21 protein-coding genes and 1 tRNA gene are annotated in these 19,980 nt (G+C 39.0%); 11 read left to right on the forward strand and 11 right to left on the reverse strand.

What is annotated here, in order from left to right; all coding sequences use genetic code 11:
• Positions 1–129 precede the first annotated feature (129 nt).
• Positions 130–222, forward strand: a tRNA-Ser gene (locus I6E85_RS19765).
• 491 nt (positions 223–713) lie between these two features.
• The gene (locus tag I6E85_RS19770; RefSeq protein WP_007579794.1) at positions 714–1,202 is read left to right on the forward strand and encodes a DUF4124 domain-containing protein; all 489 of its coding nucleotides are present in this window, start codon (positions 714–716) and stop codon (positions 1,200–1,202) included.
• Here the strand turns inward: I6E85_RS19770 and I6E85_RS19775 are convergent.
• Positions 1,186–2,310 (reverse strand): aminotransferase class V-fold PLP-dependent enzyme, encoded by a 1,125-nt coding sequence (locus I6E85_RS19775; protein ID WP_197237268.1) that lies wholly within the window; start codon positions 2,308–2,310, stop codon positions 1,186–1,188. The genes I6E85_RS19770 and I6E85_RS19775 overlap by 17 nt on opposite strands.
• Before the next feature lies 1 nt (position 2,311).
• Complete coding sequence (locus I6E85_RS19780) at positions 2,312–3,481, reverse strand: monodechloroaminopyrrolnitrin synthase PrnB family protein (protein WP_197237269.1); 1,170 nt, start codon at positions 3,479–3,481, stop codon at positions 2,312–2,314.
• Between the two features lie 136 nt (positions 3,482–3,617).
• On the opposite strand from I6E85_RS19780, the gene I6E85_RS19785 reads away from it, so the two are divergent.
• The 4 genes from I6E85_RS19785 to I6E85_RS19800 all read left to right on the forward strand — a co-directional run bounded on the left by I6E85_RS19785 (position 3,618) and on the right by I6E85_RS19800 (position 9,402).
• Positions 3,618–4,073, forward strand: a complete 456-nt coding sequence (locus tag I6E85_RS19785; RefSeq protein ID WP_007579788.1) for an Lrp/AsnC family transcriptional regulator — start codon at positions 3,618–3,620, stop codon at positions 4,071–4,073.
• Between the two features lie 72 nt (positions 4,074–4,145).
• Positions 4,146–6,866, forward strand: a complete 2,721-nt coding sequence (locus I6E85_RS19790; protein WP_197237270.1) for an ATP-binding protein — start codon at positions 4,146–4,148, stop codon at positions 6,864–6,866.
• A complete protein-coding gene (locus I6E85_RS19795; RefSeq protein ID WP_197237271.1) occupies positions 6,856–8,256 on the forward strand; it encodes a carboxylesterase in 1,401 nt (466 codons plus the stop codon). Before I6E85_RS19790 ends, I6E85_RS19795 begins: the two co-directional genes overlap by 11 nt.
• Positions 8,257–8,262: 6 nt before the next feature.
• A complete protein-coding gene (locus I6E85_RS19800) occupies positions 8,263–9,402 on the forward strand; it encodes a GNAT family N-acetyltransferase (RefSeq protein ID WP_101216215.1) in 1,140 nt (379 codons plus the stop codon).
• On the opposite strand, the gene I6E85_RS19805 is transcribed toward I6E85_RS19800, so the two are convergent.
• Entirely contained in the window at positions 9,379–9,969 is a 591-nt protein-coding gene (locus tag I6E85_RS19805) for a DUF938 domain-containing protein (protein ID WP_197237272.1), read from the reverse strand. The two genes, I6E85_RS19800 and I6E85_RS19805, sit on opposite strands and share 24 nt — an antisense overlap.
• A gap of 199 nt (positions 9,970–10,168) precedes the next feature.
• On the opposite strand from I6E85_RS19805, the gene I6E85_RS19810 reads away from it, so the two are divergent.
• The 5 genes from I6E85_RS19810 (at position 10,169) to I6E85_RS19830 (ending at position 13,265) form a co-directional block, all read left to right on the forward strand.
• Entirely contained in the window at positions 10,169–10,354 is a 186-nt protein-coding gene (locus I6E85_RS19810; RefSeq protein ID WP_197237273.1) for a hypothetical protein, read from the forward strand.
• Positions 10,355–10,455: 101 nt separating this feature from the next.
• A complete protein-coding gene (locus I6E85_RS19815; RefSeq protein ID WP_231621102.1) occupies positions 10,456–10,821 on the forward strand; it encodes a hypothetical protein in 366 nt (121 codons plus the stop codon).
• 11 nt (positions 10,822–10,832) lie between these two features.
• Complete coding sequence (locus I6E85_RS19820; RefSeq protein WP_197237274.1) at positions 10,833–12,209, forward strand: lyase family protein; 1,377 nt, start codon at positions 10,833–10,835, stop codon at positions 12,207–12,209.
• A 110-nt stretch (positions 12,210–12,319) separates the two neighbouring features.
• Positions 12,320–12,853: a hypothetical protein gene (locus I6E85_RS19825; protein ID WP_197189035.1), complete on the forward strand. Its 534-nt coding sequence runs from the start codon at positions 12,320–12,322 to the stop codon at positions 12,851–12,853.
• A gap of 10 nt (positions 12,854–12,863) precedes the next feature.
• A complete protein-coding gene (locus I6E85_RS19830; RefSeq protein ID WP_024589501.1) occupies positions 12,864–13,265 on the forward strand; it encodes a hypothetical protein in 402 nt (133 codons plus the stop codon).
• 29 nt (positions 13,266–13,294) lie between these two features.
• Here the strand turns inward: I6E85_RS19830 and I6E85_RS19835 are convergent, their stop codons facing one another.
• From I6E85_RS19835 to I6E85_RS19870, 8 genes are all read right to left on the reverse strand, one after another.
• Positions 13,295–13,480, reverse strand: a complete 186-nt coding sequence (locus tag I6E85_RS19835) for a hypothetical protein (RefSeq protein WP_010554829.1) — start codon at positions 13,478–13,480, stop codon at positions 13,295–13,297.
• Between the two features lie 15 nt (positions 13,481–13,495).
• On the reverse strand, positions 13,496–13,822 hold the full coding sequence (locus I6E85_RS19840; RefSeq protein WP_010554828.1) for a hypothetical protein: 327 nt from the start codon (positions 13,820–13,822) through the stop codon (positions 13,496–13,498).
• Complete coding sequence (locus tag I6E85_RS19845) at positions 13,819–14,457, reverse strand: hypothetical protein (protein ID WP_010554827.1); 639 nt, start codon at positions 14,455–14,457, stop codon at positions 13,819–13,821. Before I6E85_RS19845 ends, I6E85_RS19840 begins: the two co-directional genes overlap by 4 nt.
• 74 nt (positions 14,458–14,531) lie before the next feature.
• Positions 14,532–15,224: a PspA/IM30 family protein gene (locus I6E85_RS19850; RefSeq protein ID WP_004335088.1), complete on the reverse strand. Its 693-nt coding sequence runs from the start codon at positions 15,222–15,224 to the stop codon at positions 14,532–14,534.
• Positions 15,225–15,248: 24 nt separating this feature from the next.
• Entirely contained in the window at positions 15,249–15,662 is a 414-nt protein-coding gene (locus I6E85_RS19855; protein ID WP_004335098.1) for a YjfI family protein, read from the reverse strand.
• A 79-nt stretch (positions 15,663–15,741) separates the two neighbouring features.
• Positions 15,742–17,463, reverse strand: a complete 1,722-nt coding sequence (locus I6E85_RS19860; protein WP_024609366.1) for a polyamine aminopropyltransferase — start codon at positions 17,461–17,463, stop codon at positions 15,742–15,744.
• A 3-nt stretch (positions 17,464–17,466) separates the two neighbouring features.
• Entirely contained in the window at positions 17,467–18,366 is a 900-nt protein-coding gene (locus I6E85_RS19865) for a DUF350 domain-containing protein (RefSeq protein WP_024589503.1), read from the reverse strand.
• Positions 18,367–18,392: 26 nt separating this feature from the next.
• Positions 18,393–19,325: a hypothetical protein gene (locus I6E85_RS19870; RefSeq protein WP_007579759.1), complete on the reverse strand. Its 933-nt coding sequence runs from the start codon at positions 19,323–19,325 to the stop codon at positions 18,393–18,395.
• Positions 19,326–19,980: the final 655 nt, after the last annotated feature.

Here is a 19,980-nt window from a genome sequence, read left to right on the forward strand (position 1 = left end):
GTGGTCGAATGCACCGGTCTTGAAAACCGGCATGGGTTTATAGCCCATCTAGGGTTCAAATCCCTATCTCTCCACCATATTTTAATTGGTGGCTTTTTTTACTTCCATCAATACAAACGGTTATGCGTTGGAGAGGTGTCCGAGTGGCCGAAGGAGCTCCCCTGCTAAGGGAGTATAGAGTTTGTAGCTCTATCGAGGGTTCGAATCCCTCCCTCTCCACCATACTTAATTTAAACCACTTAATTGTGGTTTTTTTGTGCCTAAATTTTAACACCAATACTAAATTGGGAGGGTGAGAACCCTCGACAGGGTTCGACAAAATGTCTGGAACATTTTAGGCCGCTGCAAGCGTCGCGCAGCGATTGATTACATGGATGTAAGCAAGTCTATCCCTCCCTCTCCACCATACTTAATTTAAACCACTTGATTGTGGTTTTTTTGTGCCTAAAATTTAACACCAATACTAAATTGGGAGGGTGAGAACCCTCGACAGGGTTCAATAAAATGTCTGGAACATTTTAGGCCGCTGCAAGCGTCGCGCAGCGATTGATTACATGGATGTAAGCAAATCTATCCCTCCCTCTGGACCATACTTAATTTAAACCACTTAATTGTGGTTTTTTTGTGCCTAAAAATTATAAAAACTAAACAAATTGTGCCTAGTAATAACTTAGGGCATTATTAACACAACTTTAGCCACTTTAGGTTTAGCTATGATCCGGTTCATATTGCTATCAGTTTGCGCGGCAGCACCATTTTTTACCTTGGCACAAAGTACAACAGTGTATAAGTGTGTAATTAAGGGCGTTCCTACCTTTAGCCAAACGCCTTGCGCTAAAGATGCACAAGTTATTACTCTTAAAGATATAAACGTAATTGAAGCATACAAAAGCTCTACGCCCGGTAAAGGTATTACCGACACCTCTGTGGATGACTACTTAGAAGTTCAACAAATAGAGCGTGAAATAAAGCGCCTTGAGCTATCTATTGCACAAAGCCAAAAAGAATACGCAGCTAAAAAACAGCAGATAGATTACATGACTCAAGATAAAGCCAATCGTTTAGGCGCTTCGTCTATTGCTGATGCTATCGCAACTAAAACAAATTCGTTAAAGCAAGCTTACGACGCATCAATTAATCAAACGCAGCAAAAAATAGAGTCATTAAAACAAAGAAAGCAGCAGCTTAGCCAAAACCCTTAAGCGCTCGTTTTACTATCGAAATAAACTGCTCAACGTCTTCTTGAGTATTATAAATATGTGGCGATACTCGTATCCCAAATTTACGAGCATCTACACTGACTTCCGCTTTATTAAGCCCTGTAAGTACATGGTCTTGCTGCTTGTTAAAAAACAAAATAACAGTCCCGCTGCATTTATCACTACTCATAGGTGATGCAACATATTTGCCTAGTTGCTCATGAATAAGCGTAAGCATAGCTAAATTATGATCCCTTACCTTGTGAGCAGTTAGCTCTGCAAAGTAAGCAATGCTATTTGCGGCAATAATATAAGGCGCTACAGAGGGAGTGCCCCCCCAAAATTTGAGCGCACTGGCGTTATATTCAAAGTGGTTTATATTGAACTCAAATGGATTTTGATGCGAAAACCAACCCACATCTTTAGGCTCACAATACTCTATTTGGTTTTTGTTAACCCATAAATAAGCTGCACCTGGGCCACCACATAACCATTTAACGCTCGAGCCAATCATAAAGTCAGCATCGAGTACGCTTAAATCAAGGGGTATAACACCCGCTGATTGAGCAACATCAATTATTGACAAGCTATTGGTTAATTTACTTATAGCTACAATATCGTATACAGGCGCCTGTACACCTGTATTTGAATACACATGGCTTATAAAAACTAAATCGATATCACAAGTTATATAACGCTGCCAAACACTAATATCAGTTAGGTTTTCGTGCTCTGGTATAAACATAATTTGTGCGCACTCTGGTAATGCTTTTTGCATTGCAAAACCCATGCTCGGAAAATCACTTTGCGCCATAAGCACTTTACAATTTTTTTGCTGTAGCCGTGGATGCGACATAAGCAACTTTGTTAAGCCGCTTGATAAATTAACCTGAGGACAAAACTGCGAACTAGGCGCATTAAATAACTTACCAAGCGCGGTAGTAAATTGCTCAACTGCGGGCAGCCATTGTTGCCAAGGTTCTTGATTTGAGCTCTCCCACGGTAAAAAATAGTGCTGTGCTAAATATTGCTGCGTATTTTTAAGAGGACGCCCTACCGAGTGGTTTAGTAAATAACAGCCATCAGCCATACAAAAATCATTTTTAAGCATGCTATTTAACCCATTTTTTAAGTGTATTTAGATCGTCAAAACGTGTTTTTATATCGTCGCGTTTGGCACTGGCTCGCCTATCTCTTAATTTTTCGAGCGAATCAAGTAACACATGAAGCGGCGGACCACTTGCTGTTACCTTGCTCATATGCTGCTGTTGCATATTTTTTGAGGGCTGAGCAATAAACTTTTCAACCAGTTGATTATGATGACCGACTGCGGTGTCGCCATGTAATTTACACACTTGAATAAATAACGTTGCATGGTTTTTAAACCAATCTGTATTTTTATATTGCTTGGCTTGTAAAAAGTCATCCATAAAGCTTTGCATACGCATGGCTTCTCGCAGGATTTGTTGATCCTCTGGCATCATATATAAAAACTTATCCACCAGCATTTGCGAGTAACTAGGCTCATTTGCGCTACAAAGCCCTAGTAACATATCAATCACGTTAATACCTGCAAAGTCACCAGCATTTGCACCTCTGTAAACCTCTTTACCTACACGGTACGGTTTATAATAAGGGCGAACGCAGTTAAAAAAGCGATCTGCATCGAGCTCAGAATAAAGTGCATTGTTTGACTCAATTACATTTATAAGTGCCTGTTTAGCTACTTTTAATAACTCACCACATAAAGGATGCGAAATCCCCAGTGGTAATATTTTTAATAATGCATCACTTGCCCGTTTGTAGGCCAAAATGCCTTGAGTGTTATAATCAAGAAATAGCTTTTCGTCGGGTAAATTAGTAAATCGTTTATAAATACCGTTAAGTGCTTTGTTATGAGTAGTTAAGTGGGCGGTAGCAAAACGAGGAGTTACGCCAATGGATGCGCCTATATGCATAGCAAGCGCTGAGGCTTCTATTAGTGGGGAGCTGGTTTCTCTGCTTGGTTCGGTAATTTCATGGCGCCTACACGCTGCCATAAATAATCCTACGTTACCGAGTAAGTCAAAAGCACTATCAAAGCCTTGATCTGTGTTTCCCTCGGCTAATAAATTGCTAATTAATACGTTGCCTTCTTTTTCTAATTGTTGCTTTAAGGCCTCGCCTACCCCTTCTACATTGGCTTTATCGGTTTGCTGCCAATAAAGCTGCTCTAATTCACTATTTAAAGTGACAAACTCTGTTCGTATCCAGTGATCGAAAATAGCGGTATGTGTGTTCATTGGTGTGCTCTATTATTTTTATAGTTAAATGCTAACAGAGTTCAATGAGGGTAAAACGCCAAAAAAATTAGTAAAAACTGCAATACTTAGCAATAATCACTACAAATATAAAAATAATTAATAAAAGCCGACAACTATGTTAGATAAAAAAGATCAGCAATTACTCATTGCACTGCAAAGCCAAGCTCGTATGTCGGTTTCAGATTTGGCCAGCAGTATCAACCTATCGGATACACCTTGCCTAAGGCGTATAAAAAAATTAGAGCAAGAAAACATTATTACCGGCTACCACGCCGCCATAAATCCTAAAGCACTTAACCTTAATGTGTTGGTATATGCGTTTGTGCGATTAAGCCAAAACTCGGTAAGTGCTGCAGAGCAATTTGAGCAACATGTAGAAAAATTACCACATGTATTAGAGTGTTGTGTAATATCAGGAAGCTATGATTATTTATTAAAAATCATTGCACATGATCTTGAGAGCTACGAAACGTTTGTAAAACATCAACTAGGTAGTTTAAGTTGTATTGCAAATATAGAATCAACAGTCGTGTTAAAGCAGTCATTTAGCAAAAAACAGTTACCATTATAAAAATAACCAAAATAACTTACTGTTAGCTATACTGATATTTCAAAACGATAATAATAATTGCTTGGACCTTATGTGAAAAATTTTAACTCTAAAAATCATTCCATTATTTTTTACATTATGTTTGCTTTAGCATATTTTTTAGTCGGCATAGCACTCACTAAACTTGCTTTTAACTCGCAAATAATTCCAATTTGGTTACCTGCCGGCATAGCTCTAGTCGGTTGTTATATTTGGTGGTGGCGCTTTATCCCGCCTTTATTTGTAGCTGCAATTGCGTTTAACCTTAATATTTTTGACAGTTCAGCTCATGAGCTAGTCCTGGTCGGCAACTCATTCAACGAGGCAATGTATATCGCCTTTGGTGTTGTTATACAGGCAATGGTCGGCGCAGCTCTTTTAAAGTATTGGCTTGGCCACCCGCTGCGCTTTAAAAAGCGCAAGAATATAATTTACTTTATTTTAGTCATAGCCATATTGGTCAGCTTAATTTCAGCTAACTTTGGCGTATTCGCACTGAGTCAATTTAACTCGATTTACAGTATTGATAATCATTGGAATAATGTTATTTACTGGTGGCTTGGCGATACATTAGGGGTATTAATTGCGACTCCGTTTTTACTTTCTTTATTACCACAAAAGTCTAATCAACATACTATATCGGCATTTCCGACAATTGCAGTATGCTCAGTTTTATTTTTATCAGTCGCGGTAACAACACAATTATACGATCAGGAAAATCGTATAAGCACTATTAAAATTGCCGAACGTGAAGTCCACGTTATAGAAAACAGCCTTTATAGATATACAAATCGTAGTATTATTGCAGTGCAGAGCTTAGCAAGTCAGGTTCAATCATCTCCCATGCTGAGCCAGCAAGATTTTTATTCTTATGCTAGTCAGTTACTAACTCAATACGAGTTTATTAACGCTTTATCGTGGAATGCAAAAATACCTCAAGATCAACGCGAAGTCTTTGCTCAAGAAATATCAAGTATTTACCATTTAGATATTGATATAGTTGGCGAACCTCTTGAAATTAACGATCCCCTTGTTATAGTAAAATACATAGCTCCTTTTAATGGTAATCAAAAAGCGATTGGCTTTAATGTATTTTCAAACCCTGATCGAAAAAACTCTCTGCTTAACCCCGCTATAAAGTACATGCCAGTCGGAACTAAAATAATTCAGTTGGTGCAAACCAAACAACCTAAACCAGCCTATTTATTATTTGCTCCTGTGTACTCCCAATATAACGATGAAAAAACAATTAAAGGCTATGCCACTGGTATATTTTTAGTGCGTAGTATTATTGAGCAGGCCATTTCTAAAGAACAGTCTGATATGTTTTCAATTGGTATATACGAAGATACAAACACACCGCCGTTTTATAGTAATTACTCTCAAGATATTCAGCAAGCCAAAGGCAGCCGTTTAATGTCGTTTGACGTGGACTTTGCAGGGCAAAAATGGATTGTAAAACTAGCCCTTAAAGAAAGCTTTTTAACACAACATAATAGTCAACTAACTCTATTATTGCTCATACTTCAAGTTGCCGTATGTTCTTTAATTTTAATGGTTTTACTGCTGTTTAATCAGCAACAAATTGCACTTACACGTCAAGTTGCAGAGCGTACACACTCACTCGCACAAGCAAAGCAGCAGTCTGATTTAGCTAATCAGGCTAAAAGCCAATTTTTAGCGAATATGAGCCACGAAATACGTACACCATTAAACGCCGTTATTGGTTTTTCTTCACTTGCTCGAGAAACAGACAGTGCAAGTACACTCATTGGCTATTTAGATAAAATAAACTCATCATCTAAAAGTTTATTAAACTTAATTAATGACATTCTTGATATATCAAAAATAGAATCCCAAAAGTTAGTTATTGAATCTATTGCATTCGACTTAGGTGCCTTAATAACACGCATAGACAATATGTTTGAACAAAGCGCAGTTAACAAAGGTATTAACTGGCAAGTTAACTCAAAGCTACCTTTAGATACCTGGTTTATTGGTGATCCTATGCGAATTGAGCAGGTATTACTTAATTTATGTAGTAACGCGATTAAATTTACAAGCCAAGGCAGCGTTACTTTAAACATAGAAACAGAGTTTACTGCCGCCAATAAAGTACAGCTTGTGATAAACGTTAGTGATACCGGAATAGGTATAAAACCAAGCCAGCATAAAAAATTATTTAACGCATTTACCCAAGCTGATAGTTCTACCTCAAGGCAGTTTGGCGGTACAGGGCTTGGCTTAACAATAGCAAAAGAGCTAAGCCAATTAATGGGGGGAGAAATAGCCCTTAAAAGTGAAATAGATAAAGGCTCTACTTTTACATTTTCAATACGATTAGAAACAACAGAGCCTAAAAAAGAACATGTTATTACATTTGATAATACTAATATTACTTCGCTAGACATTTTGGTCGCAGAGGATAACCCAGTAAATCAAATGGTTATTAAAGCGATGCTTGGCTCGTTAGGGATTGTGCCGTATATAGTAGAAAACGGTGAGTTGGCGGTCGATATAGTGAAAAAACAACATTTTGATTTAGTCCTTATGGATTGCCAAATGCCTATAATGGATGGCTATAGAGCAACGGCACTGATCCGCCAGTTTAAAACCGAACAAGAACTCCCTATTATTGCTTTAACTGCCGACGTAATGCCAGAGGATAAAGCACATGCACAAGCAGTTGGATTTAATCAACATCTTGCAAAACCGCTTGAACTCATTAAGCTAACCGAGTGTCTTGTCCAATATGCAGAAGTTAATGAACAATAGTGGTTTAATTTTAAGAATAGTTTTTAGAGTATTTTTAAAAGTAGCTTTTGGTTTAGTTTTGAGTGTTTTTTCTCATACAGCTGTCGCTCAAAACTGTATATCGCAGGCGAGCGACTTTAAATTTATAACAAAAAGTAAGCAACAAGGCTTATTACGCTTTGAAAATGAGCACAACCACCAGCGCTTTAATTACCACGCCCTTTTACCATTTAACGATTACTTAGATTTTGCATATAAACATATAAATAAAGCCAATCCACGTGCAAATATGCCATGCCCTGTTATTACACAAACCTATCAGCAATTAGTAACACAAGGTACGCGAAAACCTGACCCTACTATTGCAGATATTATTGCTCCTTTTGAGCTCACGCATCCAAACAGTAATAAAGTTGCACTACTAATCCACGGGCTAACTGATTCACCCTTTACGTATCACGATTTAGCACAAGTGTATTATCAGCAAGGCTATACTGTGCGTACTATTTTATTACCAGGACATGGAAGCGCCGCAAGTGCTTTACTCAATGTAGACGTTAGCCAATGGCAACAAGCAATAAAATACGGTATTGAACGCTCGGTGCAAGACTTTGATGAGGTGATACTCGCAGGTTACTCTACCGGTGCAGCGTTACTTATTGATTACGCAACCAAACACACTGTTTCGCCAAAAATTAAAGCGCTTATGCTTTATTCGCCCGGCTCTGAGCCACATAATAAGTACGGCTGGATAGCAAAGTGGATTGATGCCATACCCTTTGTTAATTGGATTGATAAAGACGCCGATGTAGACTTTGCTAAGTATGAGTCATTTCCTTTAAATGCAGCTGCCGCTTCGTACGATGCAATGTCACTTGCAAGTATTAGTAGCTTAAACAAACGCCCTGCACTTAAATTGCCTATTTTTAGTGTACTTAGCGATATTGATACCACGATAGATACGCGTGCCACGCTAAAGTTATTGAGTGCATTACACAAAGGTAATTCAATCAAATATAAGCCTCTCGATACTTTAGTACTTTATGGAAGTACTGATATTTTACCGACGGGATTTGCTAGTGACTACACAGTAAATAATCCGCAATGCACAACACCTCAATGTAAAAAGGTTCATGGTATGTCGCATATTGCTGTTGTTAACTCACCGCAAAATCCACATTATGGAATTAAAGCAACTTATCGCAATTGTGGCAGCTTTATTAACGACGAGTCCCTATACAAAACATGTAAAACAACTAAAAACCCACAACTAGGAGAGCGTACAAGCGCCAACTTAAAACACTACCCGGCTTTACAGCGCTTAACTTATAATCCTCATTTTACCGAGCTTAAAATGCAAATTAGTACGTTTATTAAAAACGTAGAACAGCTTAAAACACCTACAAGGTAAGTAGTCATGGGAACGTTTTCGCACCAATGGTTTAGCAGTATTAATGAGATTGATCAGGCGCAGTGGCAACGTTTATTTGGTGATGAACCATTTACTCAACATGCTTTCTTATATGCCCTTGAACAAAGCCAATGCGTAACACAAAAAAGCGGTTGGCAGCCCCATCACCTCGCTATTTTTGAAAGTGATACGCTCGTTGCACTTGCACCCGGGTATTTAAAAAGTCATTCATACGGCGAGTATGTGTTTGACTGGGCCTGGGCTGAGGCATACGAAAAGCATGGTTTAGAGTACTACCCAAAATGGCTATCTGGCATTCCCTTTAGCCCTATTGAAGGCAAGCGTATTGCTATCGAGCACGCTAACCCAAATACGGTGTATCAGTACATTACAGAGCAACTTAGCTTACACAGTGCTGAGCAAAGGTGGTCGGGGTGGCATGTTAATTTTTGCGACCAAGCCCAAGCCACCTCATTAACTGAGCAACACGCCATGTTAAGAGTAGGTGTGCAATTTCAGTGGTTTAATAAAGGTTATGAATCCTTTGACGACTTTTTGCAGGTGCTTAGCTCACGAAAACGTAAGTCACTTAAAAAAGAGCGAGCTAAAATAGCGCAACAAAATATTGATATTGAATGGCTGCAAGGAACGCAAATTACGCCCGAGATAATGCAATTGTTTTGTGAGTTTTATCAGCGTACCTACTTAAAGCGCTCTGGTCATTTGGGCTATTTAAATATGGAGTTTTTTACGCTTTTACATGCCTTAATGGCTAATACTCTCGTTATTATGCTGGCCAAAAGAGACGATAACGTGATTGCTGCAACACTTAGTTTAGTAGGTAAAAATACGCTTTATGGGCGCTACTGGGGAGCAAGTGAGGAAGTAGATTCGCTGCACTTTGAATTGTGTTATTACCAAGGTATTGAGTTTGCAATAAAGCATAAACTCAACTGTTTTCATTCGGGTGCACAAGGTGAGCACAAAATAGCACGCGGATTTGAACCCGTACTTACCTACTCTGCTCACCATATTGTTGATGGCGACTTTAGTAATGCAATAAGCGACTACTTAAAGCGTGAACGCGGCCATATTGATATATATAAAGAGCAATGTAGCTCATTACTGCCGTTTAAAAACGAGTAACTGATTATTTGCAGGCATGGCTGTATCGCTAATAAGCGTAAGCCCTGCTTGCTTAGCTAGTTGTTCAACTGCTTCAAAATCTCTTATTCCACTTAACGGATCGCGCTCTGTTAAAAAGGCACTAAAGTCATCATTACTTGGGCTGGTAAATTCACCTTGGTATTTGAATGGCCCATAAATACACAACATACCGTCGCTATTTAAGTGGCGTTTAACACCGTCAAAAAAACGCTCAACTAATTGCCAACTTACAATATGAAATGTGTTTGCAGTATAAATAGCGTCAACTTTATCTATTGGCCACTCATTATTTAAATCAAGCTCAAATGGTGCATGTAAATTAGTTGAATTAGCTTCGCGGTGCCATAAATTAATCCCTTCGTGGTTTATAGCACGATCACTTGTATGCCATTGTAAATGTGGTAATTGCTCTGCAAAAAAAACACTATGCTGGCCTGTTCCTGAGCCAACTTCGAGTACTGTTTTAGTATTTTTTAATACAACTTTTAATTGCTCTAAAATAGGGGTTTTATTGTTTTCACAGGCTTGTGAAAATGGCTTTGTCATTACTGTGCACCAAAATTGTAGATTAATGCACAACAGTAAAGCAAATTTAGCTTATTTTGTCGTGATGAAAAAAAGGTAATTTTTAAATACTATAACTATCATATGGTTGAGCCGGCTCATTATGGTTGGTACGTAATATGCTTTATATTGTTAACCCACTAAAGGGTTTAACTTATATTAAATTTCAAAGGATAAAATTATGCATATATCCCCTTATACCGCTGTAGACGCGGCCATTGCTATAACCGAAAAAACCACCGACGATCATAGTTACGCCGTTGATATGAGAGCTACAGTAATCGATTTACTTTCGCACCCTAAACATAATCAACAGGCGATGACCAAACATGAAACAGATCAGATATTTATTCTTGGCTACAATTAATACTCAAATTAGTATCACAAATAATTTTTATAATAACTGTTTACACTGAAACCGATTAAATGTAATGATAACTATTATCGTTAACTTAAGTCGGTTTTTTTATGCCTTCAAATTATGCCCAGCATCGTTACCATCAAGAACTCTCTTGCCATTGCTTAAGACCTGGCCTGCATGCACCCATGCTCGTTGCCGATTACATAGAAACCGCCCTTAACGTCGCCAAAAAATTTGAGCAACAACGTAATCCCTTGCTTCAAGAGTTTTATCTTAGACGCACACACCATGAAATTATGAACAAAATGTGCGACCCTCTTATACATAATGCTATTCGTAAACAATGTTTAGAGCAGTTATACAAACCTTTATTAGCACTAAAACGGTTTTATAAAGTGCATAACAATACTGCACAATTTTTAATACTTGAGCGTGAAGCTCGTATTCTTAGTCACGAATTCAACCCTTTTTAAGGAGCACACTTATGAGCAACTTTAGAACAGAATCAGACAGCATGGGCGAGCTACAAGTACCTACTGATGCGCTCTATCAGGCGCAAACACAACGAGCAGTTAATAACTTTGCCATTAGTGGCTTATCTATGCCAAAGCAATTTATCACTGCACTGGCTTATATAAAACAAGCCGCTGCACAAAGTAACTGTGAGCTAGGCCATTTAAGCAAAGCTAAAGCCGATGCTATTGAGCAAGCTTGTCAAAGTATTATTGATGGCGAGCATGTTGAGCATTTTCCCGTTGATATTTTTCAAACAGGTTCTGGCACAAGCTCAAATATGAATGCCAATGAAGTTATTGCAACGCTTGCTAGCCGAATAGGCAGTGAAAGCATTCACCCTAATGATGATGTGAATATGGGGCAAAGTTCTAACGATGTAGTCCCTACTGCTATCGCACTCAGTAGCGCAATAAATGTAGTGTACGAATTACTTCCTTCGCTTGAAAATTTATCGCAAAGCCTGGAAAAGAAAAAAGCTGAAGTAGGCCATATAGTTAAAACGGGCCGTACGCATTTAATGGATGCAATGCCTGTAACGTTTGATCAAACACTCAGTGCATGGCAGTCACAAGTTAATCATGCCGCAGCAGGAATTAGACATAGCTTAGAGCGTGTATGCGAACTTGCACAAGGCGGTACAGCTGTTGGAACAGGAATAAATGCAGACCCTAAGTTTGCAGCCAAATTTGCAGAAAATCTGAGTGCCAATGTAGGCATTAGATTTACGCCCAGTAGTAATTTTTTTTATAATATAGGTTCACAAGACGCCATCGTCGCACTTTCTGGGCAATTAAAAGTACTCGCTGTCGCACAAATGAAAATAGCCAACGACCTACGCTGGATGAACTCAGGACCACTTGCAGGTTTAGGTGAAATAGAGCTTGAAGCGCTTCAACCAGGCTCATCTATTATGCCAGGTAAGGTAAACCCAGTAATACCAGAAGCCGCAGCCATGGTAAGCGCACAAGTTATTGGCAACGACGCCACTATTACCGTAGCAGGCCAAGCGGGTAATTTTGAGCTAAACGTTATGCTGCCAGTCATTGCGTATAATATTTTACAAAGCATAGAATTACTTGCCAATAGCGCGCAAGCATTGGGCGATAAAGCCATTGCCAGCTTTAAGGTAAATCAGCCTAATATAGATAAAGCGCTCGCTAAAAATCCAATTTTAGTGACGGCACTTAATCCGGTGATCGGTTATGAAAAAGCAGCAAAAATAGCAAAGCAGGCTTATAAAGAAGCCCGCCCTATTATTGATGTAGCCGAACAAGAAACCGATTTACCACGCAGTGAACTCGAAAAACTACTTAACCCCACCAAACTAACGCAGGGTGGACTTTAACAAAACGATATTTTTCACGGCTTTAATTACTTGATAATATAGTTTTTATTGCCGTAAAAAATGCACCGTGTATGATAGTGATGAATATTTCATCACTATCAAGGTTTGTTATGCGTACCCCATTGTTAGCCATACTTTTACCACTTTGTTTAACTGCATGCTTAGATAAAGCACCCACTGAAACGCAGCAAGTAACAATCACCTCAGAAGCTGAAGCACCAAAGCAAGAGCTACAAAAGCTAAAAGAAAACACTCAATTACAAGAAAATACTAAAAAGAACGTAGTTGCTGAAAAAATACCAAAAGCTGATTTAAAAAACGTTTCAATAGACGATATAAAAACAGCTAAAACCGAATTAAATACGCTAATTACAGATAAGCAATGTGATACCAGCACCCAATGCAGAATAAGTGCAGTAGGCAGTCGCGCATGTGGTGGGCCAAGCAGCTTTGTTGTGTACTCAACAAACGCAGCATCTGAGGAACAAGTAGCTGCCCTTAGCGACAAAATTACTAAGCTTGAAAGTAGTTATAATTCACAAAAAGGGATGATGAGCATTTGTCAGCATTTAACAACGCCAAGCACGCAGTGTGTTGAAAATAAATGTGTTAAACTTGAAGGCTCAGCGGTAAGTGCATTTTAAGGATAACGTTATGAGTTGTTTACCATCGGCAATTAAACTATCAATTTTAAGCATTGCTAGCAGCATTTTATTGCTAAGTGGTTGTGCTAGTACTGTGACGTCAAATGAGCAAAGTAAAAACTTATCTGACTTAAACTATGATCTGAATAACATGGTGAGTAATAACAGCTGCACTGCAAGCTTTCAGTGCAAAGTACTTGAAGTGGGCGCCCGCGCATGCGGCGGACCGAGTAAATATGCTGTTTATTCAACGCTAAACACATCTCAAGAAGAAGCAGAACAGCTTGCTCAACAAATAACAAAACAAGAAAACATACAAAATAAAGCACAAGGCTTAACTGATTGTTCTCCTGTACTTGAAGTGCAATCGCTGTGTATTAACCACCAATGCCAGTCGTTTGATATAAAATAAAAACGGCCGCGTATAAGCTAATTTCAGCGTTAACTTAAATACGGAATTAACGCTGAAATTACTACCACCAGTACCACGCAAACACCCGCTTTAATAATGTATTTCATGGGCATTGTTTTAAGCACCCAATACGCATAAATAAAGCGTACAAAATAACTCGCCGCAGTACCAAACAACGCAAAAATAATTAAGTAAGCAATTAAAATAATATTCATAAAAACCTAATTAAATTATTTCACTTTTTTATTTTTAGTGTGAGCTATTAATAAATCAGCTACTTGTTGTTTTACGGCTCGCTTATCATCGCTTTGTACATCAAAGCGACTGGCTAGTTGCGCTATTTCATCATCATTTAAGTTAAACGATAAACGTTGACGCGTTTTTTTAGACTTTACGTCTAAGCCAAGTATTTTTCGGATCATATCTGACGGCGTTAGCTCTTGATCAATTGCCTGCTTTTTTATCAGTTTTTGAACTTCGCTGCTTAGATCAAATGCCATTTGTGTGGCACGTACAGCTTGTTCCTGACGTAACCACTTGTCTTTAGCATCACTCACTTAGCGTCTCCGGGAAACAAGTCTACAATGTCTGACATTGGACGCATGAGCGTTAGCGATACTTCGGTTTCGCCGCCATCCCAAATTTCGATATTTAAACCAAAGCCTTCATTATCTGACGCTAAGCAAATCATTTCACATGGCTCGCCACCTTCTTGCTCATAACGAGGTAATGCTTGGTTGCGGTAGTCTTTATTATGGAAATAACACACATAAGGCGACTCGCTTTGTTGGTAGCTTTTAGCTAAAAACTGCATAAAGCGCTCTGGTGTATTTTGCACTGTAATGTGGGTTAACGACTCTTCATCAAAAATACGCGCAAACTCATCAAGGCTAAATATCTCTTCAACTTCGTTTCGCTGAATTTTAATAGAAAAGTTAGCCCACTCTTCGCCGTCATCTTGCTCAATTTGTAAAAATACAACTTGGCCGCTATTTGTCTCAAGTACAAATTCAGTATCACTACTGTGCTGATATTGGTAAGTCTGAATATCAGTAACACGTAACGTTTCACCCTTTAACCATGCAGGATAGGCAAATGAATCAATAACGCTAAACATGTCGCCTTTTTTAAGATCGCTCGGATGATTAAGTTGACGTTCTGGCTCTTTTTTAGATTTGAAAAAATTAAACATAGGAAGGCTGCCTTCTAAGCAAAAAAGGTAACTGAGAAAAACTCGGTTACCTTTTTAAAGTATAAACGTAATGGTTAGCTATTTTGCTTCGCTTTGATGCGAGCTAAAATATCAGCGCTTTTTGGACTTGTGTCGCCAATGCCTGCTTCAGCCATTTTTGCTTTTAAGTCATCGCCATTTACGTCTGACTCAAGTTGCTTTGCAGCACCAAGCTGGTCACTTCGATCTTGTTGGCGCTGTTTAATGCGTTCAAGCGATTGACGAGCCGATGTCATAGACGAGCTGTTTGTATTAAGCGTGCTATTAACAGCCATTGTTGCTTGCTGTACGCTTTCAGTGGTTTTAACCATTGTAAGCTGACGCTGATTTTCTTTAATCGATTTTTCAGCATCTTTAACTTGCTGCTTAAGCGCAACAATGTGATTGCTAAAGCCAGACAATACTTGCTCGTTTTCCGCTTTTTCAGCTTCAAAGTCACCAATTTTTTCTGCAATTTCTAATGCTAACGCTTCGTTGCCCTTTTCAAGAGCTTGGCCTGCATACGCTTCATGTTCAGCGATTGATGCATCTACAGCGCTAATTTTACGCTTAGTTTGCATTTCTTTGGCCATTACTTCAGTAAGGCTTTTTTTAGCACGGTGAAGTGCATTTTGCGCGTCTGCAATTTCTTGCTCAAAAATACGGATGCCATTTTTGTCTACAATTGCTTCGCCTGCTTCACGAGCGCCGCCACGTACTGCTGTAAATAATTTTTTTAAAATACTCATAATCTTAACTCCACTAACTGGCTATTAATCGTTTAAATACAAGGTCACGGCTTCTAGTGCATCGATAGCGTTATCGGCTAATGTCACTAGTTCGTGGGTAACATCATCCAATGATGAATTTACCGACAGTGCACCAAAAATCGCGTATTTGTTATCGATTTTAGCAAATGCACTCAGTGGAATTGGCACGTTTAAACGTAGTAATGTTTCGTTTAACTCGTTGCGTAATTCACTTTTAACTTCATCTTCGTCAAACAAGTAGCTAATACATAATAACTGCTCTTGCGTTTGCGTAACAAAAATTGGAAGCTCATCATTTCCATCAACAATGACTTGTAAAACATCTTGCTCGCCTGGGTTGGCAATCAAGAAAGACTCAAAGTTAGCGCCTTCAGTTTCAAAAGAAGCTAATTTTATTGAAAGTTCATTTAATTCCATGTCTCTGCCTTTTGTCGTTTGACATATTATGTCTGAGTTAAGATTCTCATGGTCGACATATTATGTCAACCATGTTTTATTAGTTTTTATACAATTCGCTTTCTATTTGCCATGCAGTTCGGTAGTAATCATACAACTGACCAGACCCTAACCTATTGACCTCAATACTTTTAACTTGTTCAAAGTAGTGGTTAGGAAATACAAAACTTGCCAATAAATATTCTTTACTAATCCACCTTGATGGCACAGGCATAGCCGTCGTATCATTAATACGACCACTGGCCGACTGCCCCATTTTAGTCGCTATAGTCCAGCCCCACTGCCCAAAAGAAGGTATGTTTTGCTGATACTGCTCAACATAGCCAAACCCAGCAGCTTTAACTGTTTTAGCAATGCTTAAAAACGCTTTTTTAGCGTGATAAGGTGAGGTTGATTGAACCGCCATTGCGCCATCGGGTGCTAATAGCTGCCGTACATGATTATAAAAGTAGTCACTGTACATTTTATTTAGATCAGGATGATTAGGGTCAGGTAAATCAATTAAAATGGTGTCGAACTGCTTAGATTGGTCAAGTAGCTTTTCAACTTCTAAAAATGCATCACCCACAATTATGTTGGCTCGCGAGTCATGCATCGATTTATTGTTTAGCTGTAGTAATCGCTTATTGATGTGCTCTGGCGGCGTAAAGTCACCGTCTTTATGACCAAATAAATTGAGTAGTTGCGCGTCTAAATCTATTAGCGTTACTTCACTCACAGGCCATTTTAAAACATCTCTAAGTGCAAGCCCGTCACCACCACCAATTATTAATACACGGTCGTGTCTGTTAGAGGCAAGCATTGCAGGGTAAACCAGCATTGAATGATATATTTGCTCATCAATACTTGAGAACTGTAAACGCCCATTTAAATATAAATCGGTAATTGGCTGAGGTTGGTTTTTGCTTAATCTTTCGGTTAAAACTACGTGTTGGTATTTAGTTGCTTGCGAATAAATTACTTTATCTTTGTATAAAACATTACTTAGATTGTTCATCCAGCTACTGCCAAATACTAAAATAAAGCCAAATAATGCCAGTAATACTATATGGCAAACTAAAAGTGCCTTAGCAAAGCGCACATGGGTATGGTAGCGCCATAAAAACGCGAGTCCTGCGATGATATTAAATAACGCCGTCCACGCTGCAGCTTGCATTATAGGCATTGAGAGCATGATACTTACCCAAATGGCTGCACCAATACCAGCACCAATATAATCGGCACCATAAATAGTCCCTGCGTTATTTTCTAAAAAACGGCCATAAACGTGCTGACGAATGCGCGCTATAAGCGGTATTTCCATACCAATAAATAAGCCCAGTATTAAACCAAAAACATAAGGTAGAAAACGTGACCACTCTTGTAGCTTTTGAAATACGTAACCATTAAGTACAACATCAGGGGGTAAATTAAAAATGCTCGAAAATAAATGAGGAAGAGAATAACTAACTGCTATTACACCCGCTATCGCTAAAATGCAGCCCATGCCAACCAAAGCAATAATGCTTTCTAGCCAAGCAAAAGCGGTAAATGCATCTTTAAACCAACGCGCTAAAAAAGCGCCTAAGCCCATTGCTACAATCATAGTACCGATCATGGCGTAAATAGCGCTCTCTACTGAGCCAAGTACACGGCCCGCATAATGAGACAGTAAGTATTCATAAATAAGGCCGCACCCAGCAAGCACGGCCATAACAGTAATAAGTAGTATATCGTGCCCAAGTAAGCGAGACTTACTTGGGGGAGTGTTGGTTGATGACACTGATTATGCGCCTAGTAATGTTGCCATAGTGATACCTACAGCAAATGATACTGCTGCAGAAATAGTAGCTACACCTACATTTTTTTGACGATTAACTTCATCTGAAATATCGCAACCAGATAAAATTATTTTAATTGTCACTAAGTGTAAAATAATAAATGCAACAAGGCTCACTACTGCGCTAATAGCCCAGTATAGTAAACTCGCATTAATATTATCAGCCGCGTAAGGTGCAACACCCGTTGCTGCTGTAATAGCTAATGCACTACCGACTAAAAATCCAGCGTAACGAATACCCACAGCTAAGTTACCATCAACAATTGCTTGTTGTAGGCAGTCGCCACTTTTATTTGTACGTTTAAATAACTGCACTCGGTATTGGCTAACAAGTAGTAATACGACACTACCTATAATAAAGGCAGCAATTACAATTGGAAGACCATGCCAGCCATCAGTAGCCACCCATAAAAGTGCTGAGCGAATAACTATTGCAACGCTAACAACATGGCCAAAATCAATTATTGAAGCTGTAACGTTACCTTTAACTATTTCGTCGTGCAGGCTTACTTTACGAAGCGCTACTTTATCTTGAAAAAAGTGACCCAACTTAATAAGTACAATTGCTAATGCGCCGTAAGCTAACATTTGTAGTGCTTCTTGTTGTAGTGTTGCAGCAAAAGCTCCGCTACTTACACCCGTTAATACAATCGCCAGTGCCACTAAGCCAGCGGCAAAGCTAATACCAAAAGCAAAGTTATCACGCTCTGTTATTTCATCATTTGCATGTAAGTTTGAAACCCAGCCTTTTATATATTTAAGGCTTACAAATAATAAAACAATAATTGCAAAATCAATCGCCAGCGCTTGCAGTGACCACATAGTTATTCCATTAAATTCATACATATTATTCTAACTCCAACTTTATTCTTTTACTTACCACGGCTCACGCCACGAGAGGTTCTGCTACCGCTATCACGCACCGATCCTGAGCTATTGCTATAACTGCTCGAACGAGAATAACTACTGCGGCTTTTTGCTGGCGTATAACTACTACGGCTTAAACCTGATGCACCTGTTTTTTTACTCGCATAAGGGCTTGTAAACTGCTTACCTTGGCGTTGGTATGTTTGGCGTGTGCGTGTTTCTAAAGCGCTTTGGGTTTTAATTTGTTTAGGGCTTGAATAACGCGAGCGGCCATAGTCATTGTAATAGCTATACTTTCGGCGCTTACTCCAGCTTCCATATTCAACACGATCAAATACATCACCTAAAATACGGTACATTCCGTACCATTGCCAAAAGCTAATACCGTTACTATTTGATTGCCAGTTACCATAGTTAGGGTTACCTACCATTTGGTTACCAACACCCTCACCTTCAGCTTGCTTACTAATTGCGCCTACACGCGCTAAAGTGCCTTTGGACATATCAGCTAGCATATTAATAGGATCGGTTAACGCATCAGAAAATAGCGTAGGTTTAGATGCATCACGCAACAAATCAATGCTATGTAACGTATCTTCGTAAGGAGGAATTAAGTAAGTTCCTTTAATATCTTTAAGTCGCTGTGTTAAGCCACTATAAAGTGCGCCTTGGCGCGTTGCATCAAGGGTAATTACATCAACAACTTTTGTAAGCTCTGGTTGTTGTTTTTTAAGAAGCTCGCCATATTCTTTAAGTAACACAGCATTGCGTACACTTCCATTATCGAGTGCAGTACCAAGCTGAGACAGCTCCGTATCTACCTTTTTAATAGACTCTTGAATTGTTTGTTGCAGCTGCTCTTCTTTCGATTGACAACCCATAAGCACTGCGAACAAACAAAACAGGCTTATAAGTTTCCAAGCTTTAATATTCGACATTCATGTCACCTGATTTACTAAATTAACTCAGGTAGTTTTACACAGGTCACTTATTAAACCAAGAATGAAATTGCAACAAAATGAGAAGAAACGTGGGACTCTGTAATCAGGGTCTGATTTATTGAGAATTTAGTGAAAATATTAAGCTATATCGTAAGGTTAGAATTGAAGTTTAAGCGTTATAAGGGGGTACTTACAGTGATTTTAGCGTCGGGAGTCGCTGCGCTCGCCCGCCCTACGTGATGCGTGTTGATGTGAGTGTGTGTTAATTGCGCGCATTTCACTTTTCTGCAGACGTAAAAAAGCCCGAATCGTTAGATTTAGGCTGTCTACAATGTGAAGCTTGTGTAATGTCATAGTGCCCACAGCGGTAGAAAGTCACGTAGCAAATGCTACTTTATTGGCCGAATGGGGTATTGAGGGTTTTTGTTGTGATTTTAACGTCGGGAGTCGCTGCGCTTGCCCGCCCTACGTGCTAGGTGTTGATGTGGGTGTGTATTAATTGTGCGTATTTTACTTTTCTGCAGACGTAAAAAAGCCCGAATCGTTAGATTCGGGCTTTCTACAATTTGAAGCCTGGTAATGTCCTACTTTCACATAGCAAATGCTACACTATCATCGGCGCTGTTTCGTTTCACTACTGAGTTCGGCATGG

Origin of the sequence: Pseudoalteromonas sp. NZS71, from assembly GCF_015864715.1 — a bacterium.
Lineage (GTDB): Bacteria > Pseudomonadota > Gammaproteobacteria > Enterobacterales > Alteromonadaceae > Pseudoalteromonas > Pseudoalteromonas arctica.